Annotated in this window: 20 protein-coding genes; 10 read left to right on the forward strand and 10 right to left on the reverse strand. The window is 42.8% G+C overall.

Annotation, left to right across the window (positions count from 1 at the left end; genetic code table 11):
- Positions 1 to 82 precede the first annotated feature (82 nt).
- Entirely contained in the window at positions 83 to 1,042 is a 960-nt protein-coding gene (locus tag BN8908_RS16460) for a hypothetical protein (RefSeq protein WP_021989100.1), read from the forward strand.
- Positions 1,029 to 1,715 carry an ATP-binding cassette domain-containing protein gene (locus BN8908_RS16465; RefSeq protein ID WP_021989099.1) on the forward strand — a complete coding sequence of 229 codons (687 nt, stop codon included), beginning with the start codon at positions 1,029 to 1,031 and terminating at the stop codon, positions 1,713 to 1,715. Before BN8908_RS16460 ends, BN8908_RS16465 begins: the two co-directional genes overlap by 14 nt.
- 99 nt (positions 1,716 to 1,814) lie before the next feature.
- On the opposite strand, the gene cydB is transcribed toward BN8908_RS16465, so the two are convergent.
- From cydB to BN8908_RS18285, 3 genes are read right to left on the reverse strand one after another with little or no spacing between them, the layout of a single operon-like run.
- Positions 1,815 to 2,933 (reverse strand): cytochrome d ubiquinol oxidase subunit II, encoded by a 1,119-nt coding sequence (cydB, locus tag BN8908_RS16470; protein ID WP_118773329.1) that lies wholly within the window; start codon positions 2,931 to 2,933, stop codon positions 1,815 to 1,817.
- Positions 2,934 to 2,969: 36 nt separating this feature from the next.
- A complete protein-coding gene (locus BN8908_RS16475) occupies positions 2,970 to 4,523 on the reverse strand; it encodes a cytochrome ubiquinol oxidase subunit I (RefSeq protein WP_021989097.1) in 1,554 nt (517 codons plus the stop codon).
- 4 nt (positions 4,524 to 4,527) lie between these two features.
- Positions 4,528 to 4,737 (reverse strand): DUF4492 domain-containing protein, encoded by a 210-nt coding sequence (locus BN8908_RS18285; RefSeq protein WP_021989096.1) that lies wholly within the window; start codon positions 4,735 to 4,737, stop codon positions 4,528 to 4,530.
- A gap of 138 nt (positions 4,738 to 4,875) precedes the next feature.
- Here BN8908_RS18285 and BN8908_RS16480 point away from each other — a divergent pair, with 138 nt between their 5' ends.
- Positions 4,876 to 5,982 (forward strand): AI-2E family transporter, encoded by a 1,107-nt coding sequence (locus BN8908_RS16480; RefSeq protein ID WP_021989095.1) that lies wholly within the window; start codon positions 4,876 to 4,878, stop codon positions 5,980 to 5,982.
- Positions 5,975 to 6,559, forward strand: coding sequence for an outer membrane beta-barrel protein (locus BN8908_RS16485; RefSeq protein ID WP_021989094.1), 585 nt, complete (start codon positions 5,975 to 5,977; stop codon positions 6,557 to 6,559). Before BN8908_RS16480 ends, BN8908_RS16485 begins: the two co-directional genes overlap by 8 nt.
- Before the next feature lie 117 nt (positions 6,560 to 6,676).
- Here BN8908_RS16485 and lon read toward each other — a convergent pair whose 3' ends face one another.
- The gene (gene lon / locus BN8908_RS16490; RefSeq protein ID WP_068691719.1) at positions 6,677 to 9,091 is read right to left on the reverse strand and encodes an endopeptidase La; all 2,415 of its coding nucleotides are present in this window, start codon (positions 9,089 to 9,091) and stop codon (positions 6,677 to 6,679) included.
- A gap of 204 nt (positions 9,092 to 9,295) precedes the next feature.
- Positions 9,296 to 9,559 carry a type B 50S ribosomal protein L31 gene (locus BN8908_RS16495; RefSeq protein WP_021989092.1) on the reverse strand — a complete coding sequence of 88 codons (264 nt, stop codon included), beginning with the start codon at positions 9,557 to 9,559 and terminating at the stop codon, positions 9,296 to 9,298.
- 181 nt (positions 9,560 to 9,740) lie between these two features.
- Here BN8908_RS16495 and BN8908_RS16500 point away from each other — a divergent pair, with 181 nt between their 5' ends.
- The 5 genes from BN8908_RS16500 (at position 9,741) to BN8908_RS16520 (ending at position 13,831) form a co-directional block, all read left to right on the forward strand.
- Positions 9,741 to 11,171, forward strand: a complete 1,431-nt coding sequence (locus tag BN8908_RS16500; RefSeq protein WP_021989091.1) for a RapZ C-terminal domain-containing protein — start codon at positions 9,741 to 9,743, stop codon at positions 11,169 to 11,171.
- A complete protein-coding gene (locus tag BN8908_RS16505; RefSeq protein WP_021989090.1) occupies positions 11,168 to 11,917 on the forward strand; it encodes a nucleotidyltransferase family protein in 750 nt (249 codons plus the stop codon). The genes BN8908_RS16500 and BN8908_RS16505 overlap by 4 nt, the downstream gene beginning before the upstream one ends.
- A complete protein-coding gene (gene pgeF, locus BN8908_RS16510; RefSeq protein WP_021989089.1) occupies positions 11,901 to 12,689 on the forward strand; it encodes a peptidoglycan editing factor PgeF in 789 nt (262 codons plus the stop codon). Before BN8908_RS16505 ends, pgeF begins: the two co-directional genes overlap by 17 nt.
- 103 nt (positions 12,690 to 12,792) lie before the next feature.
- Positions 12,793 to 13,134, forward strand: coding sequence for a CidA/LrgA family protein (locus BN8908_RS16515; protein ID WP_021989088.1), 342 nt, complete (start codon positions 12,793 to 12,795; stop codon positions 13,132 to 13,134).
- Positions 13,135 to 13,141: 7 nt separating this feature from the next.
- Positions 13,142 to 13,831 carry an LrgB family protein gene (locus BN8908_RS16520; RefSeq protein WP_021989087.1) on the forward strand — a complete coding sequence of 230 codons (690 nt, stop codon included), beginning with the start codon at positions 13,142 to 13,144 and terminating at the stop codon, positions 13,829 to 13,831.
- Positions 13,832 to 13,925: 94 nt separating this feature from the next.
- Here BN8908_RS16520 and BN8908_RS16525 read toward each other — a convergent pair whose 3' ends face one another.
- From BN8908_RS16525 to sppA, 3 genes are read right to left on the reverse strand one after another with little or no spacing between them, the layout of a single operon-like run.
- Entirely contained in the window at positions 13,926 to 14,741 is an 816-nt protein-coding gene (locus BN8908_RS16525) for a purine-nucleoside phosphorylase (protein ID WP_021989086.1), read from the reverse strand.
- Complete coding sequence (gene lpxK / locus BN8908_RS16530) at positions 14,719 to 15,771, reverse strand: tetraacyldisaccharide 4'-kinase (RefSeq protein ID WP_021989085.1); 1,053 nt, start codon at positions 15,769 to 15,771, stop codon at positions 14,719 to 14,721. The genes BN8908_RS16525 and lpxK overlap by 23 nt, the downstream gene beginning before the upstream one ends.
- A 30-nt stretch (positions 15,772 to 15,801) precedes the next feature.
- On the reverse strand, positions 15,802 to 17,604 hold the full coding sequence (gene sppA / locus BN8908_RS16535) for a signal peptide peptidase SppA (RefSeq protein ID WP_068691721.1): 1,803 nt from the start codon (positions 17,602 to 17,604) through the stop codon (positions 15,802 to 15,804).
- Positions 17,605 to 18,250: 646 nt separating this feature from the next.
- Between sppA and murA the strand changes: the two genes are divergently transcribed.
- The gene (gene murA, locus BN8908_RS16540) at positions 18,251 to 19,558 is read left to right on the forward strand and encodes a UDP-N-acetylglucosamine 1-carboxyvinyltransferase (RefSeq protein ID WP_068691723.1); all 1,308 of its coding nucleotides are present in this window, start codon (positions 18,251 to 18,253) and stop codon (positions 19,556 to 19,558) included.
- Here the strand turns inward: murA and folK are convergent.
- Both folK and BN8908_RS16550 read right to left on the reverse strand, forming a co-directional pair.
- Entirely contained in the window at positions 19,555 to 20,052 is a 498-nt protein-coding gene (folK, locus tag BN8908_RS16545) for a 2-amino-4-hydroxy-6-hydroxymethyldihydropteridine diphosphokinase (RefSeq protein ID WP_021989082.1), read from the reverse strand. The two genes, murA and folK, sit on opposite strands and share 4 nt — an antisense overlap.
- Before the next feature lie 20 nt (positions 20,053 to 20,072).
- Complete coding sequence (locus BN8908_RS16550) at positions 20,073 to 20,738, reverse strand: DUF4290 domain-containing protein (RefSeq protein ID WP_021989081.1); 666 nt, start codon at positions 20,736 to 20,738, stop codon at positions 20,073 to 20,075.
- Between the last annotated feature and the right edge of the window lie 110 nt (positions 20,739 to 20,848).

Genomic DNA, 20,848 nt, shown 5'->3' on the forward strand with positions numbered 1-20,848 from the left:
TTGCAGGTAAACAATTTATCTGTGGATTCTCCGGAATCTGCGGGATTTTTTGTAGATTTATTTTCTCCAATACATATATAAGATGAAGACCCGAGTATTTCCCCGTTTACTATGGATCCGGCTTATGCAAATCTGGCGCTGGATGGGTGAAATCGGTCTGTTTCGTATCATTTTCGTATGGTGTGTTATTGTGCCGTTTGGCTTTTTGTTCCTGTGGCAAAAGATGGGCGGTCAACCTTATAACTGGGGGATACTTTCCGTATCGGCTGTTTTGTTTTTATTGCTTCACCGGAAAAGAAAAGATTTTTTGTTTTTATATAAACAGGTTTCACGGCCCCAGTGGCTTTATTTCGGGGAATATTGTTTCTATTCATGCTTTATCATCGGCTGCTTGCTTTTTCATGAAGAGTATACTCCTTTGTTGTGTTATATACTGGTTTTATTGGGTATTGCTTTTGTTCCGCCATTGTCAACAGCGGTTTGTACATACACTGTTTTTCTTCGTCCTGTGCCGGTTACTTGTTTTGAATGGCGTTGCGGTATCCGGCAGAATGTGTTGTCACTTTGGCTGTGTCTTTTTTTAATGATGGGTGGAATCTTCTTTTGGGGAATAGCGATTGCTGCATTCGTTTTTTTTACGTTGCTCGTACTTTCTTTTTATCTGGAAAATGAACCGCGTAACGTACTGGAGGCTACAGCTCTTACTCCAAGTCTTTTTTTGAATCGGAAACTGATCCGGCACACCGGTTATTTTGCATTGGCTTTGTTGCCTTTTTGCTGTATTGCATTTATACATTATTCTTATTGGATATATACGCTGTCGGCTTATTTTGCCGCTTTGAATCTGTTTGTGTTCGGAATATTGATGAAATATACATATTATCGTCCGAATACTTATAGCACTGTCCGCTCGTTAATTATTTCAGCCGTGGGCTTATTGTCGCTGCTGCTGCCTTTTGCGGGTATCGTGTTTGTTGCCAATTTATTTTTGTATTATAGTGCATTGAAGAATTTAGATACCTATTTTTATGCTTTCGATTAAAGAATTATCGGTTTCATACGGCAACACCAAGGTGTTGGAAAATTTATCCGTCAATTGGAAAGCCGGGTGTGTGCACGGAATTGTCGGATTGAACGGATCCGGCAAAACAACTTTCCTGAATGCTTTATTCGGGATAAAGAAAAAAGATCGCGGAACTGTATTGTGGAAAGGGCTGCCGTTGAAGCGGACTGATATCGGTTTTTTGGAAACCGAGAATTTTTTTTATTCACGTATAACAGGAACTGAATATCTGAGTTTGTTTCCGGCGAATCTGCCCCGCTACAATCAGGAGGAATGGAATCGCTTGTTCAATTTGCCTTTGCAGGAATTGATTGAAAATTATTCTACCGGAATGAAACAGAAGCTGGCTTTGATGGGGCTAATGAAACAAAACAAACCGCTTTTGATATTGGATGAACCGTTTAACGGTTTGGATATGGAAGCATCGAGAGTTTTGATGTTGATATTGGACAGATTGAGAGGACAAGGGACGACGATTCTGCTGACCTCCCATATATTACAGTCTCTGACGGGGATCTGTGATTACATACATTTGCTTCGCGGCCGTAAGATTGTATTGACGAGGAGCCGGGATGAGTTTTCAATTTTGGAAAAGGATTTGTTTCAGGAGCTCGATGCCGGTTATCGCCGGATCATCGGGGATATATTGTAAATATACGGAATCTTGAACATTTTACGGGAGTGTTCCGGTTGCTTCCCGGACAGAATAAAAAACGACACAGAAGTTTTTGCTTCTGTGTCGTTTCTGAGTTTAATATTTATTGTCTGATTCTTCCAGGTCTTTTATATTCATCGCTTTGCGTGTCATGGAACGCCATGCATACCAGATGTAAGCAATAACAATGGGAACGATCAGCGATACCCATGACATGGCTTTCAGGGTGTAAAGTGAAGACGACGAATTATAGATTGTCAGTGAGGAATCCGGATCGACGGATGAAGGATAGAAAGCCGTGTTGTTGAATCCGGCAATGATGAACAGTCCGACGACAGTCAATACGGTGCCGGCTCCGGCAAACCAGATGCCTTTATTCCACTGTGGAACCAGAATAGCCCGGATAATACCGAATAAAACTCCGATTACTCCGATAAGAAGAATGACTGTGTTTAACGGCATTTCCAGCAGGTTCTGAAAATATTTGTATTCTACGGGTGCTATTGTTCCGTCCGGAGTAATGGCATATCCTTTGCCTATGAGGATGGAGCCTAAAAACAACAGGAAGAAAAGGACAAACGGAAGCGAGTTGTAAAGTACTTGTTTATGGCTTCTGGTCCGGATGTCTTTGTTGTCGACGGTGAGGATAAAGTAAAGGGCTGCCAGTGTCCGGGCCAGGAAAAATACAGCCAAAGCCAGAAAATAGTTGGTGATGACGAATAAAGCGTCCAATCCCCGCCAGGGAGTGGTCCATTCTACATCGTGCATCATACCCAGACGAAACGGAGAACCGGTAAAAAATGTAGCTACTGCAGCTCCCAGTAGAAGTGGGGCCGCAAAACCATTGACCATTAAGAAAACTTCATAGGTACGGGTGCCTAAGAAATTTCTCGGTTTGTTACGGTATTCAAACGATACGGCCTGGAGTACGAAGCAAAAAAGGATCAGCATCCATACACCGTATGCGCCGCCGAAGCTTGTTGAGTAAAACAGAGGGAAACTGGCGAAAAAGGCTCCTCCGAATACGACAAGGGTTGTGAACGTAAGTTCCCATTTGTGACCGAGACTGTTGACGATCAGATCCCGTTCTTCTTTGTTTTTACCCAAGGTATATAGTAAGCTTTGTCCGCCTTGTACAAATAGCAGGAATACCAGTACCCCCCCTAAAATGGAGATTAATATCCACCAATAGTGTTGTAAGAAATATAATGACATAATCGGAATGTTTTAGTTCGTAAATCGATTTATAAATTATAATGTCTCTTTCGGGCCTTTCCTGATTTGAGAGAACATAATACCGATCTCTGCAATCAACAGAAGGGTAAAGAGTATGGCAAACATCCAGAACGTGGTTACGACCCAACCGGAGGCAATGCGTGTGATGGCGACATTGACGGGCATCAAATCCTGTATGATCCAGGGTTGGCGACCGACTTCCGCAACGATCCAACCGCATTGGGAAGCAATATAAGCCAGCGGAACACAAATTATGGCGAGGTACGGAATGAATTTAAATTTGTCGAATTTTCGTTTTTTGGCATACCACCAGGACAGGATGAATAAAGCGACAAAGAGCATTCCCAGACCGACCATGATACGGAAGCTGTAAAATACCAGCGGAACCGGAGGAATTGCATCGTAGGGTGATTCCAGATAGCCGTATCCGAAATCGGAATAATTTTCTTTCAAGACACGAAGTGTACTGTCTGCTACCTGTTGGTTGTCGTCCTGTACGGCTTTTTTATAGCTTTTTAAAGCCTCTATCGCTTTCCGGCCGTTGGCCATACGTTGTTCAACAGAGGGATACGCAATACCTTCATAGGAAGTATAGCCGTCCAAAATATTCCGGATACCGGGCACAAAGGCTTCCGTATCTCTGTAACTCATCAGGGAGAGAAGTTTGGGGAGCGTAAATCCGTACTCGACGGTTTTCATTCTCGGACTGGGCAATGAAGGATCTGCCGAGAGAATGCCGACTACGGTGAGACCGACACCTTTACCGCCTTCGTTAAGACCTTCCATGGCTGCCAGTTTCATCGGCTGTGTACGGGTAACGTCTTGTGCCGTCGTATCGCCGGTGAAGATGGTGACCAGGATACTGAATATACCGAATACCGAGCCGAGTAGAATACTTTTCCGGGCAAACTCCAGATTCCTTTTTTTCAGAATAAACCAGGCGCTTACGCCGACAACAAAGCAAGCCGAAAGGGTGTAGGCTGATGTGACCGTATGGAAAAATTTGTTCATGGCTGTCGGCGAGAACAGTACGGCCCAGAAATCAGCCATTTCATTGCGGGCGCTTAAAGGATTAAATTCAGTGCCTACCGGATTTTGCATCCAGGCATTGGCTACCAATATCCATAAGGCGGAAATATTGGAACCGAGAAATACCATCCAGGTCGACACCAGATGGAATTTTTTACTGACTTTATTCCAGCCGAAGAACATGACGGCAAAGAAGGTTGCTTCCAGAAAAAAGGCAAATAATCCTTCTATAGCCAGCGGAGCGCCGAAAATATCTCCGACAAACCAGGAATAGTTCGACCAGTTGGAGCCGAACTGAAATTCCAGTATCAAACCCGTGGCGATTCCGATGGCAAAGTTGATGGCAAATAGCTTCATCCAGAATTTTGTTGCATTTAACCACTCTTCTTTACCGGTACGTACCCACATGGTTTCCATGACGGCGAGTAAAAACGATAATCCGAGGGTGAGAGGTACAAACATGTAATGGTAAATGGCTGTCATGGCAAATTGCCAACGAGACCATTCCAATAAAGAATCCGATGAGATTTCGTATAGCATAATTTTAGGGTTTTGTTGTTAGTTCCTTAAAAACGTGATTACTTTTTTCCTGATCCGTAGTATAATGTGTATTCAAATAGTTCGGCATAAGGCTAAATTTGAATACAATAAACATGATCAGTAGCTTGGCTATGACGATTACACATACAATTCTTGCCCAGCGCGGCAAATGACGGAATCCATCATAATATAAGTTCCAGATGCGTTTTAACATGGTAATAGCCTAAAGTGTTAAAAACGAAATAAAGATATGAATGTTTTTCAATATTCCCATTTTTTTTAATTTGAAATAAATAAATTTTTTATATGTCAATATTTCTTTATTTTTGACTGTTCTACAAATATTGTAAGTATGAATAATTTCGGCAAATATTTTTTAGGATTTATCGGGTTGATATGTGTCGGTTTATTTTGCTGGTATTTTTCGACGATTATCGCTTATGTATTGGTTGCGGCAGTGATTTCGTTTTTGGGTAAACCGATTGTAAACCTATTGGGTAAGGTTCGGATTCGCGGGCATGAATTGCATGACGGAATAAAAGCCGGTTTGACATTACTTGCTTTATGGACGGTTTTTGTCTTGTTTATCATAACGGTAATACCTGTTGTCACGCATGAATTTGAGAATTTGGGAACGATCAGTGTCGAGGGAGTGATGAGTAAGTTGTCGGGGCCGGTGAATGATTTCGGCAATGTATTGCGGGAGTACGGAATTATCGAGCGGGACAGGGATGTGGGCGAGTACATTTCGGAAGGATTGAGTTCATTGGTCAGTGTCACGAAAATCCGTTCTATTTTCGATTCCTTGGCAGGCACTATCAGCGGTATTTGTGTGGCTCTTTTTTCCATTACGTTTATTTCTTTTTTCTTTTTAAAGGACAGCCGGCTTTTTAGCGGGATGGTTTTGGCTGTATTGCCTTCTAGGTTTGAAGAAGGAGGACGGAATGCTTTAGACTCGATACAGAATTTATTAATCCGCTACTTTGTAGGTATTATTGTTGAAGTGATCGGGGTGATGACGATAAATACGCTGGGCTTGTTGCTTATCGGATTCAGTTTCCCCAATGCCATTTTGATCGGTTTGATTTCCGGGATATTGAATGTTGTCCCTTATATCGGGCCGTTGATCGGGATTATCTTCGGGGTATCGGTTGGTATTGTTTTGAATATCGATATGCCTTTTTATACGGATTTATTGCCTTTGTTGATATACATGATCATTGTAATGCTTTTCACCCAATTGATAGACAATGTCGTTTTCCAGCCTTTTATCTATGGAAATAGTGTGCATGCTCATCCGTTGGAGATATTTCTGGTGATCTTGATGGCTGGGAATATCGCGGGAGTACCCGGAATGATTTTGGCAATTCCTGCTTATACCGTATTGAGGGTTATTTTGCGGGAGTTTTTTAATAAATATAAGTTAGTCAAAAAAATAACACGAAGCCTCGATGAATAGATGGACTTTTTTTATTTTACTGTTACTTGCGGGGACGGCGGTTAAAGCCCAATACAGTCAGGAATGGGTGATCGGAGGACGAATTAATTATATGAATGGGGGACGGGTGTTGATGCCGGACGGGGAACGGAAGAAGGCCGGGTACACAATAAAAGTTGCCCCCTCTTTGGCTTATTTTATCCGGAATGGCCTGGCTGTCGGTGTCGGAGTCGGGTATGAATATACGAAAGATTTGCGGGGACGCCAGCATACGGGAGAGATTGTACCTTTTATCCGTTATGATTTCGGAGGAGGACAGGTACGTCCTTTTTTACGTGCAGAAACCGGTTGGGGCTGGGGACGCAGTTATATGAAAGAAGGAAATGACGGAAAACATTTTCTGTGGACATCGACATTGAAGCCGGGTGTCTGGATCCGGATTACGGATCGTTGGGCTGCCGAAGCTACTTTCAGCAGTTTGCAATACAAGCGTGTGAAAGCGACAGACCTGGAGACCGACGAAACGATTACCCGGGACAAATGGAAATTCCGTTGGTTGGATATCAGTTTCGGGTTTGCCTGTATTTTCAGATGGTGATCTTTCGGTGGCTTTGGGAAACGGGGAAATGAATTTCGGAAAGTTATTGGCTAAATCATGATTTCCAGTAAAAAATAACGTGGCAAAAGCTCAGCTTTTGCCACGTTTCTTTTGTTATTACAATAATGCATATTTCAGCACTTCTTCTATGGTATCTACGTAGTGGAACTTCAGACCTTTCAGATATTCTTTCTTGATGTCTTCGATGTCTTTCCGGTTCTCACTGCACAAGATGATTTCCTTGATACCGGCACGTTTGGCTGCCAGTATTTTCTCACGGATACCGCCTACCGGTAGCACCTTGCCTCTCAATGTTATTTCGCCCGTCATGGCCAGGGCTTTTTTTACTTTTCGTCCTGTCAGAGAAGATACGAGGGAGGTGACCATGGTGACTCCGGCGGAAGGACCGTCTTTGGGGACAGCTCCGGCAGGAACGTGGATGTGGATATCCCGGTCGTCGAATAGGTTTGTATCCAGTCCGATTTCGGCTGCATGTGATTTGATGTATTCGAGCGCCAGCGTTGCCGATTCCTTCATTACATCTCCCAGATTTCCCGTTAGGCTCAGGTGTCCTTTCCCTTTGCTGTAGCTTGATTCGATGAACAGGATATCACCGCCTACGGCTGTCCATGCCAAACCTGTGACAACTCCCGGAAGGTCGTTGCCCTGGTATTCTTCCCTGGAAAAAATCGGAGAACCGAGGTATTCTTTTAGCTTATCGGCGTCCAGAACGATGTGGAACTTTTTGTTCATCGCTACCTTGCGGGCAATCTGCCGCATGATCTTGGCGATGATTTTATCCAGACTTCGTACTCCGGATTCCCGGGTGTATTTGTCGATGATCATATCGATTATATCATCCGGGATCTCTATATTTTTTTCACTTATCCCGTGATTTTCCATTTGTTTGGGTATCAAATGGCGTTTGGCAATTTCTCTTTTCTCTTCGATCAGATAACCGCTGACTTCTATAATTTCCATACGGTCGCGTAAAGGCGGAGCGATTGTCGAAAGATCATTCGCTGTTGCAATAAACATAACCTTCGACAAGTCATAATCAACGTCCAGAAAGTTATCATGGAAATTGGTGTTTTGCTCCGGATCGAGCACTTCCAGTAAGGCCGATTGCGGGTCTCCCCGGAAATCATTACCGACTTTGTCGATTTCATCCAGAATGAATACGGGATTGGATGTGCCGGCTTTTTTTATGCTTTGGATAATACGGCCGGGCATAGCACCGATGTACGTTTTCCGGTGTCCCCGGATTTCAGATTCGTCATGCAAACCACCCAATGACATGCGTACAAATTCTCTGCCGATGGCTTTGGCAACGGATTTTCCCAATGAGGTTTTGCCGACCCCCGGAGGACCGTAAAGGCACAATATCGGCGATTTCATATCGGCTTTCAGTTTTAATACAGCCAGGTATTCCAGTATCCGGTCTTTTACTTTTTCCAGTCCGTAATGGTCCCCGTCCAATATTTTCTTTGCATGATTGAGATCGAGATTGTCTTTGGAACAATGGTTCCACGGAAGGTCGATCAGTTCCCGCAGATAGTTGGATTGCACCGAATAGTCGGGGGCAGCCGGATTTAATCTTTTGAGTTTACTCAGTTCTTTGTCAAAAACAGCCCTGACCGAATCACTCCATTCCTTCTGGGAAGCTTTTTCTTCGAGCTCTTTGATTTCTTCATCGGCCGGATTACCTCCTAATTCATCCTGAATGGTTTTCATCTGCTGATGAAGGAAATATTCCCGTTGTTGCTTGTCGATATCGCTTTTAACCTTTTTCTGGATATCATTTTTCAATTCAAGTAAGCTCACTTGCTTACTTAATATCTCCAGTAATTTGATGGCCCGTTGTTTAAGGCTGTCAATTTCCAGTAATTCTTGTTTGCTTCTGTATTCCACATCCGTATTGGAAGATATGAAATTGATCAGAAACAACATACTTTCGATGTTTTTCAAAGCAAAACCGGCTTCGCTCGGGATGTGGCTGGAATATTTCACGATCTTAGAGGCCATGTCTTTTAAAGATTCGGCAATGGCATTGTATTCCGGATCGTTTTCCGGCATCCGTTCTTCTTGTTTTAATATGATTTTTCCGACGTGGTACGGATCATCGTATAAGATATCTTCCAACAGAAAGCGCCTTTTCCCCTGAACGATAGCTGTCGTTGTGCCGTCCGGCATTTCCAGAATTTTCAGGATAGAGGCTACGGTTCCGATTTTAAACAGATCGTCGAACTCCGGATTTTCTGTGTTTGTATCCTTTTGTGCGATAACACCGATTAAGGCGTTTTCTTTGTAAGCATATTTAATTAGCTTTAACGATTTATCTCTGCCGATATTTACGGGAATAATTACGCCCGGAAATAGAACGGTATTCCGAAGCGGTAATATTGGCAGTGTGTCAGGTATGTTGATATCGTTGTTCAACAGCTCTTTTTCATCACCAATGATCGGTAAAAAATCCGAAGATTCCTCTGTAATCTCATCCAGCAGCATTTTTCTGAAATCTATTTTATCCATTTACTTCTCCTTCTCAATTTTAGTTATTACAGAATTTATAGATGATCTAACTGACATTTTGTCAATATAGTGCAAATATAATGTTTATCTCCCTATAGGGCAATTCTCATGCCAAAGGTGTAAAAGGTATACGAGCCTCCGAAAAATATGACCAATAAAAAAGGCCGCTTTTTAAGGCGGCCTCATTTATTTTTCATGCAGAAATTATTTTTTTCTGTTTTCCATATGTGTTTTGTAACGGTTCATGAACTTATCAACACGTCCTGCCGTATCGACCAATTTCACTTTACCGGTATAAAACGGATGTGAAGAATTGGAAATTTCCAATTTCACCAACGGATATTCAACACCATCAATTTCAATCGTTTCTTTTGTTGCAGCGGTTGATTTGGTAAGAGTAGTCGTTCCATTAGACATATCTTTAAACGCTACCAGTCTGTAATTTTCAGGATGTATGCCTTTTTTCATCTCGTATCTATTTATTTATAATTTTCTTCATTAACGGCTTGCAAAGATATGTCATTCATTATAAATTACAAAGAAATTTGAGAATAATTTGAAACCGGTTTTTTAAAAGTCCGATTTCCCGGCCTGTAAATTCTGAAAATTTCGTTTTTAAATTGTATTTTCGGGAGCTAATTGAGTATTTATGGATACATCAGGATTGACCGAATTGTTTTTATCGGATACGGGCGAGCGTCCCGGCGAGATCGTTGCATTGTCGGCTGCCGGTTCGAACCGGCAATATTTCCGCATGAAAAGTATGCATTACATACGGATCGGGGTAAATGGGACTTCGGCTGAAGAAAACCGGGCTTTTGTTTATATGTCGGAATATTTTATCCGGCAAGGGTTGCCCGTACCCCGGGTATATGCATTGAGTGATGACGGGATGTGTTATTTGCAGGAGGATTTGGGGGATTGCCTGCTGTTCGATGGGTTGGCGGCGGCACGCCGGAGCGGCTGTTTCGGAGCGGCTGAATACAGCTTGTTGCACAAGACGATAACTCTTTTGCCGGATATACAGTTTAAAGGGGTGAAAGAGCTGGATTTTAACCGCTGTTATCCTTTGCCGGAATTTAACCGTCGCTCGGTGTTTTGGGATTTGAATTATTTCAAGTATTGTTTTCTGAAACCAACGGGGATTGATTTTCAGGAAGATGATCTGGAGAATGATTTCAATCTGCTGGCAGATGTTGTGCTGGCAGAGATTCCGGAAGCTTTTATGTACCGGGATTTTCAGTCACGGAATGTCATGATACGTGACGGTAATCCTTATTTTATCGATTTTCAGGGAGGACGGAAAGGTCCTTTTTATTATGATGTGGCTTCTTTTTTGTGGCAGGCCAAAGCGATGTATCCACAGGAATTGAGGCGTAAGCTGGCAGAGGAATATCGGTTGGCACTTCAGAAATACGTCGTAGTCGGTGAGCAGGAGTTTTATGCCCGTTTGAAACACTTTGTATTGTTTCGTATGCTTCAGGTATTGGGTGCTTATGGCTTTCGGGGGTATTTTGAAAAGAAGGCACATTTTATCGAAAGTGTGCCTCCGGCAATTGCGAATTTAAAAGAATTGTTGCGGGAAGGTTTTCCGGAGTATCCTTACCTTTCTGTTTTGTTGTTGAAAATGACAGAATTGGAATGTTTTGCGGAGAGAAAAAAGGAAGATGTTTTGACAGTTCATGTTTATAGCTTTTCTTATAAAAAAGGTATTCCGGAAGACCGTTCCGGAAATGGAGGGGGATTTGTATTCGATTGCCGGGCAATCCACAATCCGGGTAGATACGAGCAATACAGGCAATCGACCGGATTGGATGAATCTGTAATCCGTTTTTTGGAAGAGGATGGGGAGATCACGGTTTTTCTTAAGCATGTTTATGCTTTGGTGGATACTTCTGTGCAACGTTATCTTGAAAGAGGATTTACGAGTCTGACGGTTTGTTTCGGGTGTACCGGCGGCCGCCATCGTTCTGTATATGCAGCACAGCATCTGGCGGAACATCTGTATAAAACATATGCTGTCCGGGTACATTTGATACACCGGGAACAAAATATTGAAACTTATTGGGGAAATGTATGAAAGCAATGGTATTTGCAGCCGGATTGGGAACCCGTTTACGGCCTTTGACGGATAATTGCCCGAAGGCATTGGTGGCGATTGCCGGGAAACCGATGTTGGAACATGTTATCTTGCGTTTGAAAGCTGCCGGTTTCGATCACATTATAATTAATATTCATCATTTCGGACAACAGATTATCGACTTTCTCCGTTTGCATGAAAATTTCGGTTTGAGAATCGATATCTCGGATGAACGGGAAGAATTACTCGATACGGGAGGAGGAATCCGGAAAGCTGCCTGTTTTCTGGATGATAACGAACCTTTTCTGGTTCATAATGTCGATATTGTTTCCGATTTGGATTTGAGGTTATTTTATGAAGCGCATATCCGTTCGGGGGCATTGGCTTCATTATTGGCCGGAGAAAGGAAGACTTCGCGTTATTTGCTGTTTGACGGGACTCAGCGATTGTGTGGTTGGGAAAACAGAAAGACCGGGGAGGTGAAATCTCCTTATCCTGATTTTCAGCCCGGACATTATACGGCTTATGCTTTCGGAGGAATCCATGTGCTTTCGCCCCGGGTATTTCAATGGATGAATAAGTGGGAGGGGAAATTTTCGATTATCGATTTTTATTTGTCAATAGCTGCGCAAACAGAAATCCGGGCCTATTGTCCGTCCCGCTTGCAATGGATGGATGTCGGAAAACCCGAAACATTAGCTGCTGCAGAGAAATTAATGGATAGCAGGTATGCAAAAAATAGATAACGGACTGTTCCCTTTTTACCGTTTTGAAAATCTGTCCGTTTTCGGAGAAATCGTACATTTTGTTGCTTCGGGAGAAAAGAATATCGGTTTTACCGAAGGCACTGATTATGAAATGATCCGGGACAATCGAATGGATTTGGGAAAGGCTGTCGGTTTTGAAGTAAGCCGGATGGTATGTGCTCATCAGATACATTCTGACCACATTACTGTTGTGAAAGCTGAAGACTGGGGGAAGGGAGCTTTGGATAAAGAAAGCCGTTTGCCGGATACGGACGGGATGATTACGGATGTCCCCGGAGTTTGCCTGCTCGTCTTGTCTGCCGATTGTGTACCGGTGTTGTTGTACGATCCGGTAAAGCGGGTTATCGGAGCCATACATGCCGGTTGGCGTGGCACCGTTGCCGGTATTGCGGGTAAAGCTGTGGCCGGGATGCGGGAAAATTACGGTTGCTGTCCTGCAGATATTATTGCCGGTATCGGGCCTTCTATCGGGAGATGTTGCTTTGAAGTGGGGCCTGAGGTGGCGGATGTTTTCCGGAAAAAGTTCGGAAATATGCCGGAGTTGGTTACGGCTTCGGAAGTTCCGGATAAATTTTTTGTCGATTTGTGGATGGCTAATTTTCATGTATTGACACATGCCGGTGTGTCTGCCCGCCATATTGAAATTTCCGGGTTATGTACCCGGTGCCGGCCGGATGAGTTTTTTTCCTATCGGTATGCAGGGAAACAGGCCGGACGTTTTGGTGCCGGTATTGTATTGTGTGAAAAATGAAGACGTTTCCGTGATTTATTGATTGAAAAAGGATGACTGTGAAAATATTCCCCGGGTAAAAGTTCTACCTTTGTGTCCTGAACTGTATTTATAGGCATTTTTTATGGCCGGCATTTTTATTGTATTGTTGTTTTATGTATTGGGCGAGTTGGTCGGTTGGCTGATCAACGGATTTATTCCCGGTAGCGTAATCGGGATGATATTGCTTTTCGCGGCATTGTGTCTGAAACTGGTAAAACCCGGACATATCAAGCCTGTGGCTAAATTTCTATGTGATAATATGGCATTGTTTTTTGTTCCGGCAGGTGTGGGGATTATCAATGCGTTGGATATTTTATCGGCCTATTGGCAGGCTGTGCTGGTAGCTTGTGCCGTGAGTACGGTGGTTGTGATTATAGTGGTCGCTTTTACCCAGCAATGGTTTGAAAAAAGAAAACAACAGTGATTTTGTTATGAAACAGCTTTTAAGTTCTGAAATATTTATACTGACACTGGTGATCGGGGTCTATTTAGCAACGCTTGCGTTGTACCGGAAGACGAAATTGCCATTGCTGCATCCTTTGCTGGTTTCCATACCGGTACTTGCCTTGCTGATACATTTTTTAGGTATTTCTTATCCTGATTTTGAGCGGGGGAGCCGTATGATTAATTTTATGTTAGGACCTACGGTGGTTGTGTTGGGGTATTTGTTGTATGAACAAGTTGCGGCTCTGAGAGCGAATGCTGTATCTATTGTAACTTCTGTATTTGTCGGATGTGTGACCGGCATTGTCAGCGTGATATTCATTGCCCGCTATTTTGGTGCGGACCAGGCGTTGATTGCTTCGTTGGAGCCGAAGTCTGTGACGACTCCGATTGCGATGAGTATTGCGGAAAGATCGGGAGGAATCCCTTCCATTGCAGCGGTTGTCGTTATTGTCGTCGGTATTTTTGGCGGAATTGTCGGTCCTTTTATTTTGGAAAAATTAGGAATACAAAGCCGTATTGCTAAAGGTTTGGCTTTGGGAGCGGCAGCGCATGGCCTGGGGACGGCCCGGGCTATGGAAATCGGAACGATAGAGGGAGCAATCAGCGGTTTGGCAATCGGAGTTATGGGAATTATGACGGCTGTTTTGGTGCCTGTTATCGAATGGATACTGTAGCATTTACGATTTTTGATCTCTGTGTTTTCCGGTAAAATAAAAACAGGGGCTTTCAATTTTATTGAAAGCCCCCGGCGTCTCTTATAGATGTGATTCAGAGTTTTTCGATGATTCCCCGGAATAATGCGGTCATTTTAGGTTGGGCTGTGTTGCCGATGTCCTGGACCTCTGTATGATTGGTTTTGATTAATTCCGGAGAAGCGGTACTGTTGGTAATGACAGACATACCGAAACATTCCATACCCATGTGACGGGCTACAATGATTTCCGGAACGGTAGACATGCCGACGGCATCTCCTCCGATTACCCGAATCCAATGGTATTCTGCGGGCGTTTCGAAAGAAGGGCCTTGCAAGCCGGCATACACTCCCCTGCGCAATTCCAGGCCTAATTCCTGGGCCGTCTGTTCTGCCAGGGCTATGAGGCGGGGACTATAAGCTTCTGTCATTCCCGGGAAACGCGGTCCTAATTCATCTATATTTTTGCCTCTTAAAGGGTGTTCCGGGAATAAGTTTATATGATCGGTGATGACCATTAAATCTCCCACCAGGAAATTTGTATTGACACCTCCGGCTGCATTTGAAACAAATAGCCGGTTGACGCCGAGCTGATGTAAAACTCTTACGGGGAACGTAACCTCCTGCATCGGATAACCTTCATAAAAATGAAAACGTCCTTGCATGGCAATAACGTTTTTATTGCCGAAGCGCCCGATCAAGAGATTTCCTTTGTGTCCTTGTACTGTAGATACCGGGAAATTCGGAATTGCTGCATACGGAATCGTGTGTTTGATTTCGATGGCTTTGCCGAGTTCTCCAAGCCCGGTTCCCAATATGATCCCAATAGAATATTCCTCTCTGTCTAAAAAGCGGGAAATGTAAGCTGCGCTATCTTTTATTTTTTGCAACATAGGTCTTTAATTCGTTGATTAATATATCTTTTTTATTAAAAAATATAGGTTCTACCGGTATGTAATATATTCTTTCCAGGATATCTTCCGGGATATTACAATCTTTTAAACGCATGGCGTCCTTTTCTGTCGTAAAAATATATTTGTTCATATTCCGGATGCTTCGGAATACTTTTTCAATCTCGGCGATGTCTTTCGGCTTGAAGTTGTGATGATCGGGATAGCGTATTACTGTGATATCGCTGGAAAATTGTTTCAGGTATTCGATGTAAGGTTCCGGTTGAGCGATTCCCGTAATGCAAAGAACCGATGCTTTTTTTTCCGGTTGTGCTATCGTTTTTCCGGAGCATAAGCTTGTGATTGAGCCATAACCTTGCCGTGTAAAAAAAAGCTGTTGATAAGGTTTGATTTTCAGGTGCTTAAAAACCAGCCGTTTTTCGATGGGCGTAAGTTCCGGCGGGCATTTGCTGGTTATGATATAATCGGCCCGCCGCAAAGCGTAAGGAGTCTCCCGCAAGCGTCCTGCCGGTAAAAGGTAGTCTTTGTATACCGGCCGGTTATAATCCATCATTATGATATTTTTGCCGGCTTTGACATATCGGTGTTGGAATGCATCGTCCAACACGATGACCTGCGGAGGGGCCGGTAATGCCAGTAGTTTTTCAATACCTCGGCATCGTTTTTCGTCTACCGCGACAATAATATCGGGGAATTTTTTTTTGATTTGCAACGGCTCATCCCCGATATCATTGGCTGTCGATTGAGCATCGGCAAGCCGGAATCCTGTGGTTTTCCTTTTGTAGCCCCGGCTAAGACAGGCCACCTGAAAATCTTTCTGCAATTCCGCCAGGATAAGTTCCGTATGAGGTGTCTTGCCGGTTCCGCCGACCGTAATATTACCTACGCATATAATGGGAACATTGAATTCCTTGGATTTCAGTATTCCCATATTGAAGAATGAATTCCGTATACCGACAATCAGTCCGTATACGAAACTCAATGGTAATAATACGATTCTTGCAAGAAACATTATCTGTAATTAAATATGTTAATGCAAGGCTTATTCGATGGCTAAGTTGTAAGGTATCCGTGCCATCAGACCCTGCGGTATATTTTTAAATTCCTGTAATTGCCGGAATGTTTCATAAAAATTGCCCAATTCTTCTTTCATAATCCGTGTTTTGGCAGAAGAAGAGAAATTATTGAGTAATTCTTCCAGAAAATCTTTTTCTACAGGGTATTCTGTAATTCTGTATTTTTCAATTCCGGCTTTGTATGCAGCAATTTCAATCGCTTGTTCCAAACCGCCCAATACATCAACCAGACCTACCTGTAAAGCATCAGCTCCTGTCCATACACGTCCCTGGGCAATTTCGTGCACTTCGTCTCTGGTCATGTGACGTCCCTGAGCCACCCGGGACAAGAATGTTTCATAACCCCGTTCAATATATTTTTGAAGGACTTCTTTTTCATAGGTAGTTAACGGACGGTTACTGATAGGCAAGGGAAGCGGTGCGCCTCCACCGAAATCACTGTGAGCATTTGTTTTAACAGTACTTCCCGTGATGCCCATTTTGTCTTTGAATAGTTTTTCTCCGGAGAAGAATTGTCCGAAAATGCCGATCGATCCTGTTAACGTAGTCGGGTCGGCAACAATTGTGTCGGCAGCACAGGAAATATAATAGCCGCCGGAAGCAGCTACGTTACCCATGGAAACGATAAACGGCTTGGTTTGGCTGGCCAACTGAACTTCCCGCCAGATGATATCGGATGTTAAAGCACTTCCTCCCGGAGAATTGACACGCAGGACGATGGCTTTGATGTTTTTATCTTTCCGGGCTTTACGTACTGTTTGTGCCAGTTCCGGCCCGATTGTCGTTGCCGTTTGGGATATGCCGATTTCTCCCGAAGCATATATGACGGCAATTTTATCTTTTATAATTTCGCTTTTTATATTGGGAACAGCAGCCTTTTTATAATCGTTTAAACTGATAAAGTTCAATTTATCTTCAGGCTTTATACCACATTTCTCTTTTAGTATATCGAGCATGGTGTCTTCATAGAAAACGCCGTCAAAAAGACCGTATGCTTTGTCTGCCTCAGGAGTGCGGATTTCCAGATGATCTGCCAGCCAATTCAGAGAATCGACACTGATCGGACGGGTTTCGGAAATGCCTAGTAACAGATGTCCCCAAAGTGATTTTAAATAGGTTTCGATCTGTTCGCGGTTGGCCGGACTCATTTCTGTTTGCGTAAACGGTTCTACTGCTGATTTGTATTTGCCGACTTTTACGATGTCTACTTTCAAGCCGATTTTATCCAGCATGTCTTTGTAGAAAAAGCTGGTGCCTCCCATACCCGCTAAAATCAGCGGACTTTCCGGATTTACAAAGACGCTGTCGGCAATTGTTGCCAAATAATAACTTTTTTGGGAATATCCTAAATTCGAATAACTGTAGATGAATTTGCCGCTTGCTTTGAATTCTTGTAATGCATTGCGGATTTCAACTGTTGTGGCCAATCCTCCGAAATTACTTTCAATTTCGGTAAGGTCCAGATAAATACCTTTAATCCGGTCGTCTTTTTGGGCTTTTCCGATGTTTTTTAAAATGTCGTTCAAGCCTGTAGATTCTATCGATTTCATGGACATAAAGTTAAAATTGTCCATGGGGTTTGCGGAAGCTCTGTCCGGGATATTTCCTTTAAACTGAAGATGTAAAATACTGTTGTTTTTTACTTCAGCCGGCTTGTCGCCGAAAGACGCGATAATTCCGATAAAACCGAAGAATATGAAAATCATCAGAATATGTACGATGATCACTCCGACGATGGTTGCAAGGGTGTATTTAAAAAAACTTTTCATAGAATTTATATTAATCGTTTTGATTTTAGATGTCTGTAGTAAATAACCGGGTCGATTAAATCATTTAAATAATTGCTGTTAACCGGAACATTGTTTACAAAAGTAGCCATATAATTTTTTTGACACAAGGGCAATGTCGAATATTTTTTGTTTTACAGTAAAATAATGTACTTATAAATTTTAGATTTACGATTTACGATTTTAGATTAAATGCACAAGCCAACGCTAAAGAGAATTTTAGATTGACGATTGTAGATTTTAGATTATATCCACAAGGCAACCCTAAAAGAAAATTTTAGATTTATGATTTACGATTTTAGATTAAACGCACAAGCCAACCCTAAAGAAAATTTTAGATTTACGATTTATGATTTTAGATTATACCCACAAGGCAACCCTAAAAGAATTTTAGATTTATGATTTACGATTTTAGATTATACTCACAGGCCAACACTAAAGAAAATTTTAGATTGACGATTTTAGATTGTAAATTTTAAATTGTCTGACAACCTGATTCCTTGTCAGATTCATTTAATCTAAAATCGTCAATCTAAAATCGTCAATTAAAACGTTGGATTTTGCTTTCTTTTTTAATAGTTTTACAAACGATGGAACAGATTTTATTTTGAGATAAATACCGAGTACTATGAGCAGGTTTGTAATTACCGGAGGACGGAGGCTGAAAGGAGAACTTTGTCCCCAAGGTGCTAAGAATGAAGCATTGCAAGTGATATGTGCCACCTTGCTGACGAAAGAAGAAGTGGTTATTTCCAATGTCCCGGAGATATTGGACGTTTTAAAATTGATCGAATTGTTACAGGGCATGGGAGTGAAGGTGGAGCATATATCGCACGGAGAATTTGCTTTTTGTGCTTCGGGGATCGATTACCGTTATTTTGAAACTGAAGATTTTTATAATAAAGCTGTAAGTTTGCGGGGATCGATTATGATTTTAGGTCCCTTGCTGGCAATTCACAGCTGTGGCATTATTCCGAAGCCCGGAGGCGATAAGATCGGGCGCCGGCGGTTGGATACCCATTTCCTCGGGTTTGAAAAATTGGGAGCAACATTCGAATACGATGCGTTGAATAGTTGCTTTAAAGCTTCTGCAGCCAAATTGAAGGGAAATTATATGTTACTGGACGAAGCATCGGTGACAGGTACGGCGAATATCATCATGGCTGCCGTGTTGGCTGAAGGAGTAACGACGATTTACAATGCAGCTTGTGAGCCTTATGTACAACAGCTGTGTCTGATGCTGAATTCCATGGGAGCTAAAATTTCAGGTATAGCCTCTAATTTACTGACCATAGAAGGGGTTCGTGAGTTGCATGGATGCCGCCACCGTTGTTTGCCGGATATGATTGAAGTAGGCAGTTACATCGGTTTGGCAGCGATGACCCGGTCGGAGATTACGATCAAAGATGTGAATATCCGTCAGCTCGGAATTATTCCGGATGCTTTCCGGAAATTGGGTGTGCGGGTAGAAGAACGCAATGATGATTTATTTATTCCCCGGCAGGAGCATTATATGATCGAAGATTTTATCGACGGTTCCATACTGACGATGGCAGATGCGCCTTGGCCCGGTTTGACGCCGGACTTACTTAGTGTGTTCCTGGTTGTGGCTACGCAGGCGAAAGGAAGTGTGTTGATTCACCAGAAGATGTTTGAAAGCCGGCTTTTTTTCGTGGATAAGCTGATTGATATGGGAGCGAAGATCATTCTTTGTGACCCCCACCGGGCAACCGTAATCGGACAAAATCATGAATCCCAGTTGCGGGCGACGAAAATGACCTCTCCCGATATCCGGGCGGGTATAGCCTTGCTCATTGCGGCATTATCGGCTAAAGGTACCAGTTCCATTCACAATATCGACCAGATAGACAGGGGATATGAGCATATCGATGATAAATTGAATGCAATCGGTGCGGAGATTGTGAGATACAGTTAAAAGTTCAAATCCGGTAGTTTCTTTACGAGCAGATGATCCGGACTTTTTTTCAATAAATCGGCGATTGTTTCGTTGAATACAGGATGCCGGAATTCCGGCATCAGTTCATTCAACGGAATGAGTACGAAATTCCGTTCGGTGATCCGGGGATGAGGAATGGTCAGTTCCGGAGTATTGAGAATGATCGATTCGTAGAAGAGAATGTCAATGTCGATTGTGCGGGATTGGTAGCGTGGACCTGTATGGCGAACCCGCCCCAATTGTTGTTCTGTTTGCAGGCAGGATGCCAAAAAATCCCGGGGCGACAATGCCGTGTCGAATAATACGATGCGGTTTAAAAAGACTTCCGGACTATCGAATCCCCAAGGCTCCGTTTCGTAATAAGAAGACATTTCCATTATTTCTCCGGCATGCAAAGCCAGGGCCGAAATCGCTTTTTCAATGATCTCTTGCCGGTTGCCGGTGTTGCTTCCGAAAATAACTGTGACTTTCATGAAAAAGGGTGGAGCGGCTTTTAATGTTGCTTTTTGTAATAGTTATGGTTGTTGCCGTTGTTGTTATTTTTCCCGTTGTTCTTGTTGTTGTTTTTGTTAACCATCGGTTTGTTGGAACTGGGTTTGCTTTTCTTTTGCAACAGGTCTTTGGAATTTGAGAGGGTCATTCCTTCCGGTAAAATGACGGAACTGCCGTAGTAAGTGTTGATGTCGTTGTAAATTTGTTCGTCCTCGACACTGTCTTTGTTCCACGTCAGGAAGGATTTTTTCATGTGGTTGGCCGTAAGGACAATTAAGGCTCTTTTTTGTTCGGGATCTTCTGTTTCCTTGATTTTTTCAATCAGTTTTTCAACTAATTTTCCGTAGTGCCGGTATTTGATGTGATTGGTCTGGTACGGGAGTTTTTCCGGTTTCTCATTTATTTTTTCCAGAGAAGGAAGCGGATAGGGCGTTTCGATATCTAATTTGAAACCGGACATGATCGCCAAATGATCCCATAGTTTATGGCGGAAATCCGGAACATCCCGTAAATGAGGGTACAGATTACCCATGACGTCGATAATCGTTTTAGCAGCCCGGGTACGCTCGTCCCGATCCTGGATCGTTAATATATGATCCACCATCTTTTGAATATTTCTACCGTATTCGGGAAGAAGCAGTTTTTTCTTTTGGGTATTATAGTCCATGCGTTCCGATAATTTTGGAGTGCTTTTCAGCAATTTTGAAGATATGTACGGCTTGCTTTGCCTTTAAATTTTTATTTCCTTTTTTGGAAAGTTCCGGGAAAGTACAATTG

Source organism: Culturomica massiliensis (assembly GCF_900091655.1).
GTDB classification, from domain to species: domain Bacteria; phylum Bacteroidota; class Bacteroidia; order Bacteroidales; family Marinifilaceae; genus Culturomica; species Culturomica massiliensis.

Excerpts from the sequence above, each read along its gene's own strand:
- BN8908_RS16460 (WP_021989100.1), top strand. The coding sequence starts at position 83 with ATGAAGACCCGAGTATTTCCCCGTTTACTATGGATCCGGCTTATGCAA.
- BN8908_RS16465 (WP_021989099.1), top strand. The coding sequence starts at position 1,029 with ATGCTTTCGATTAAAGAATTATCGGTTTCATACGGCAACACCAAGGTG.
- cydB (WP_118773329.1), bottom strand. The coding sequence starts at position 2,933 with ATGTCATTATATTTCTTACAACACTATTGGTGGATATTAATCTCCATT.
- BN8908_RS16475 (WP_021989097.1), bottom strand. The coding sequence starts at position 4,523 with ATGCTATACGAAATCTCATCGGATTCTTTATTGGAATGGTCTCGTTGG.
- BN8908_RS18285 (WP_021989096.1), bottom strand. The coding sequence starts at position 4,737 with ATGTTAAAACGCATCTGGAACTTATATTATGATGGATTCCGTCATTTG.
- BN8908_RS16480 (WP_021989095.1), top strand. The coding sequence starts at position 4,876 with ATGAATAATTTCGGCAAATATTTTTTAGGATTTATCGGGTTGATATGT.
- BN8908_RS16485 (WP_021989094.1), top strand. The coding sequence starts at position 5,975 with ATGAATAGATGGACTTTTTTTATTTTACTGTTACTTGCGGGGACGGCG.
- lon (WP_068691719.1), bottom strand. The coding sequence starts at position 9,091 with ATGGATAAAATAGATTTCAGAAAAATGCTGCTGGATGAGATTACAGAG.
- BN8908_RS16495 (WP_021989092.1), bottom strand. The coding sequence starts at position 9,559 with ATGAAAAAAGGCATACATCCTGAAAATTACAGACTGGTAGCGTTTAAA.
- BN8908_RS16500 (WP_021989091.1), top strand. The coding sequence starts at position 9,741 with ATGGATACATCAGGATTGACCGAATTGTTTTTATCGGATACGGGCGAG.
- BN8908_RS16505 (WP_021989090.1), top strand. The coding sequence starts at position 11,168 with ATGAAAGCAATGGTATTTGCAGCCGGATTGGGAACCCGTTTACGGCCT.
- pgeF (WP_021989089.1), top strand. The coding sequence starts at position 11,901 with ATGCAAAAAATAGATAACGGACTGTTCCCTTTTTACCGTTTTGAAAAT.
- BN8908_RS16515 (WP_021989088.1), top strand. The coding sequence starts at position 12,793 with ATGGCCGGCATTTTTATTGTATTGTTGTTTTATGTATTGGGCGAGTTG.
- BN8908_RS16520 (WP_021989087.1), top strand. The coding sequence starts at position 13,142 with ATGAAACAGCTTTTAAGTTCTGAAATATTTATACTGACACTGGTGATC.
- BN8908_RS16525 (WP_021989086.1), bottom strand. The coding sequence starts at position 14,741 with ATGTTGCAAAAAATAAAAGATAGCGCAGCTTACATTTCCCGCTTTTTA.
- lpxK (WP_021989085.1), bottom strand. The coding sequence starts at position 15,771 with ATGTTTCTTGCAAGAATCGTATTATTACCATTGAGTTTCGTATACGGA.
- sppA (WP_068691721.1), bottom strand. The coding sequence starts at position 17,604 with ATGAAAAGTTTTTTTAAATACACCCTTGCAACCATCGTCGGAGTGATC.
- murA (WP_068691723.1), top strand. The coding sequence starts at position 18,251 with ATGAGCAGGTTTGTAATTACCGGAGGACGGAGGCTGAAAGGAGAACTT.
- folK (WP_021989082.1), bottom strand. The coding sequence starts at position 20,052 with ATGAAAGTCACAGTTATTTTCGGAAGCAACACCGGCAACCGGCAAGAG.
- BN8908_RS16550 (WP_021989081.1), bottom strand. The coding sequence starts at position 20,738 with ATGGACTATAATACCCAAAAGAAAAAACTGCTTCTTCCCGAATACGGT.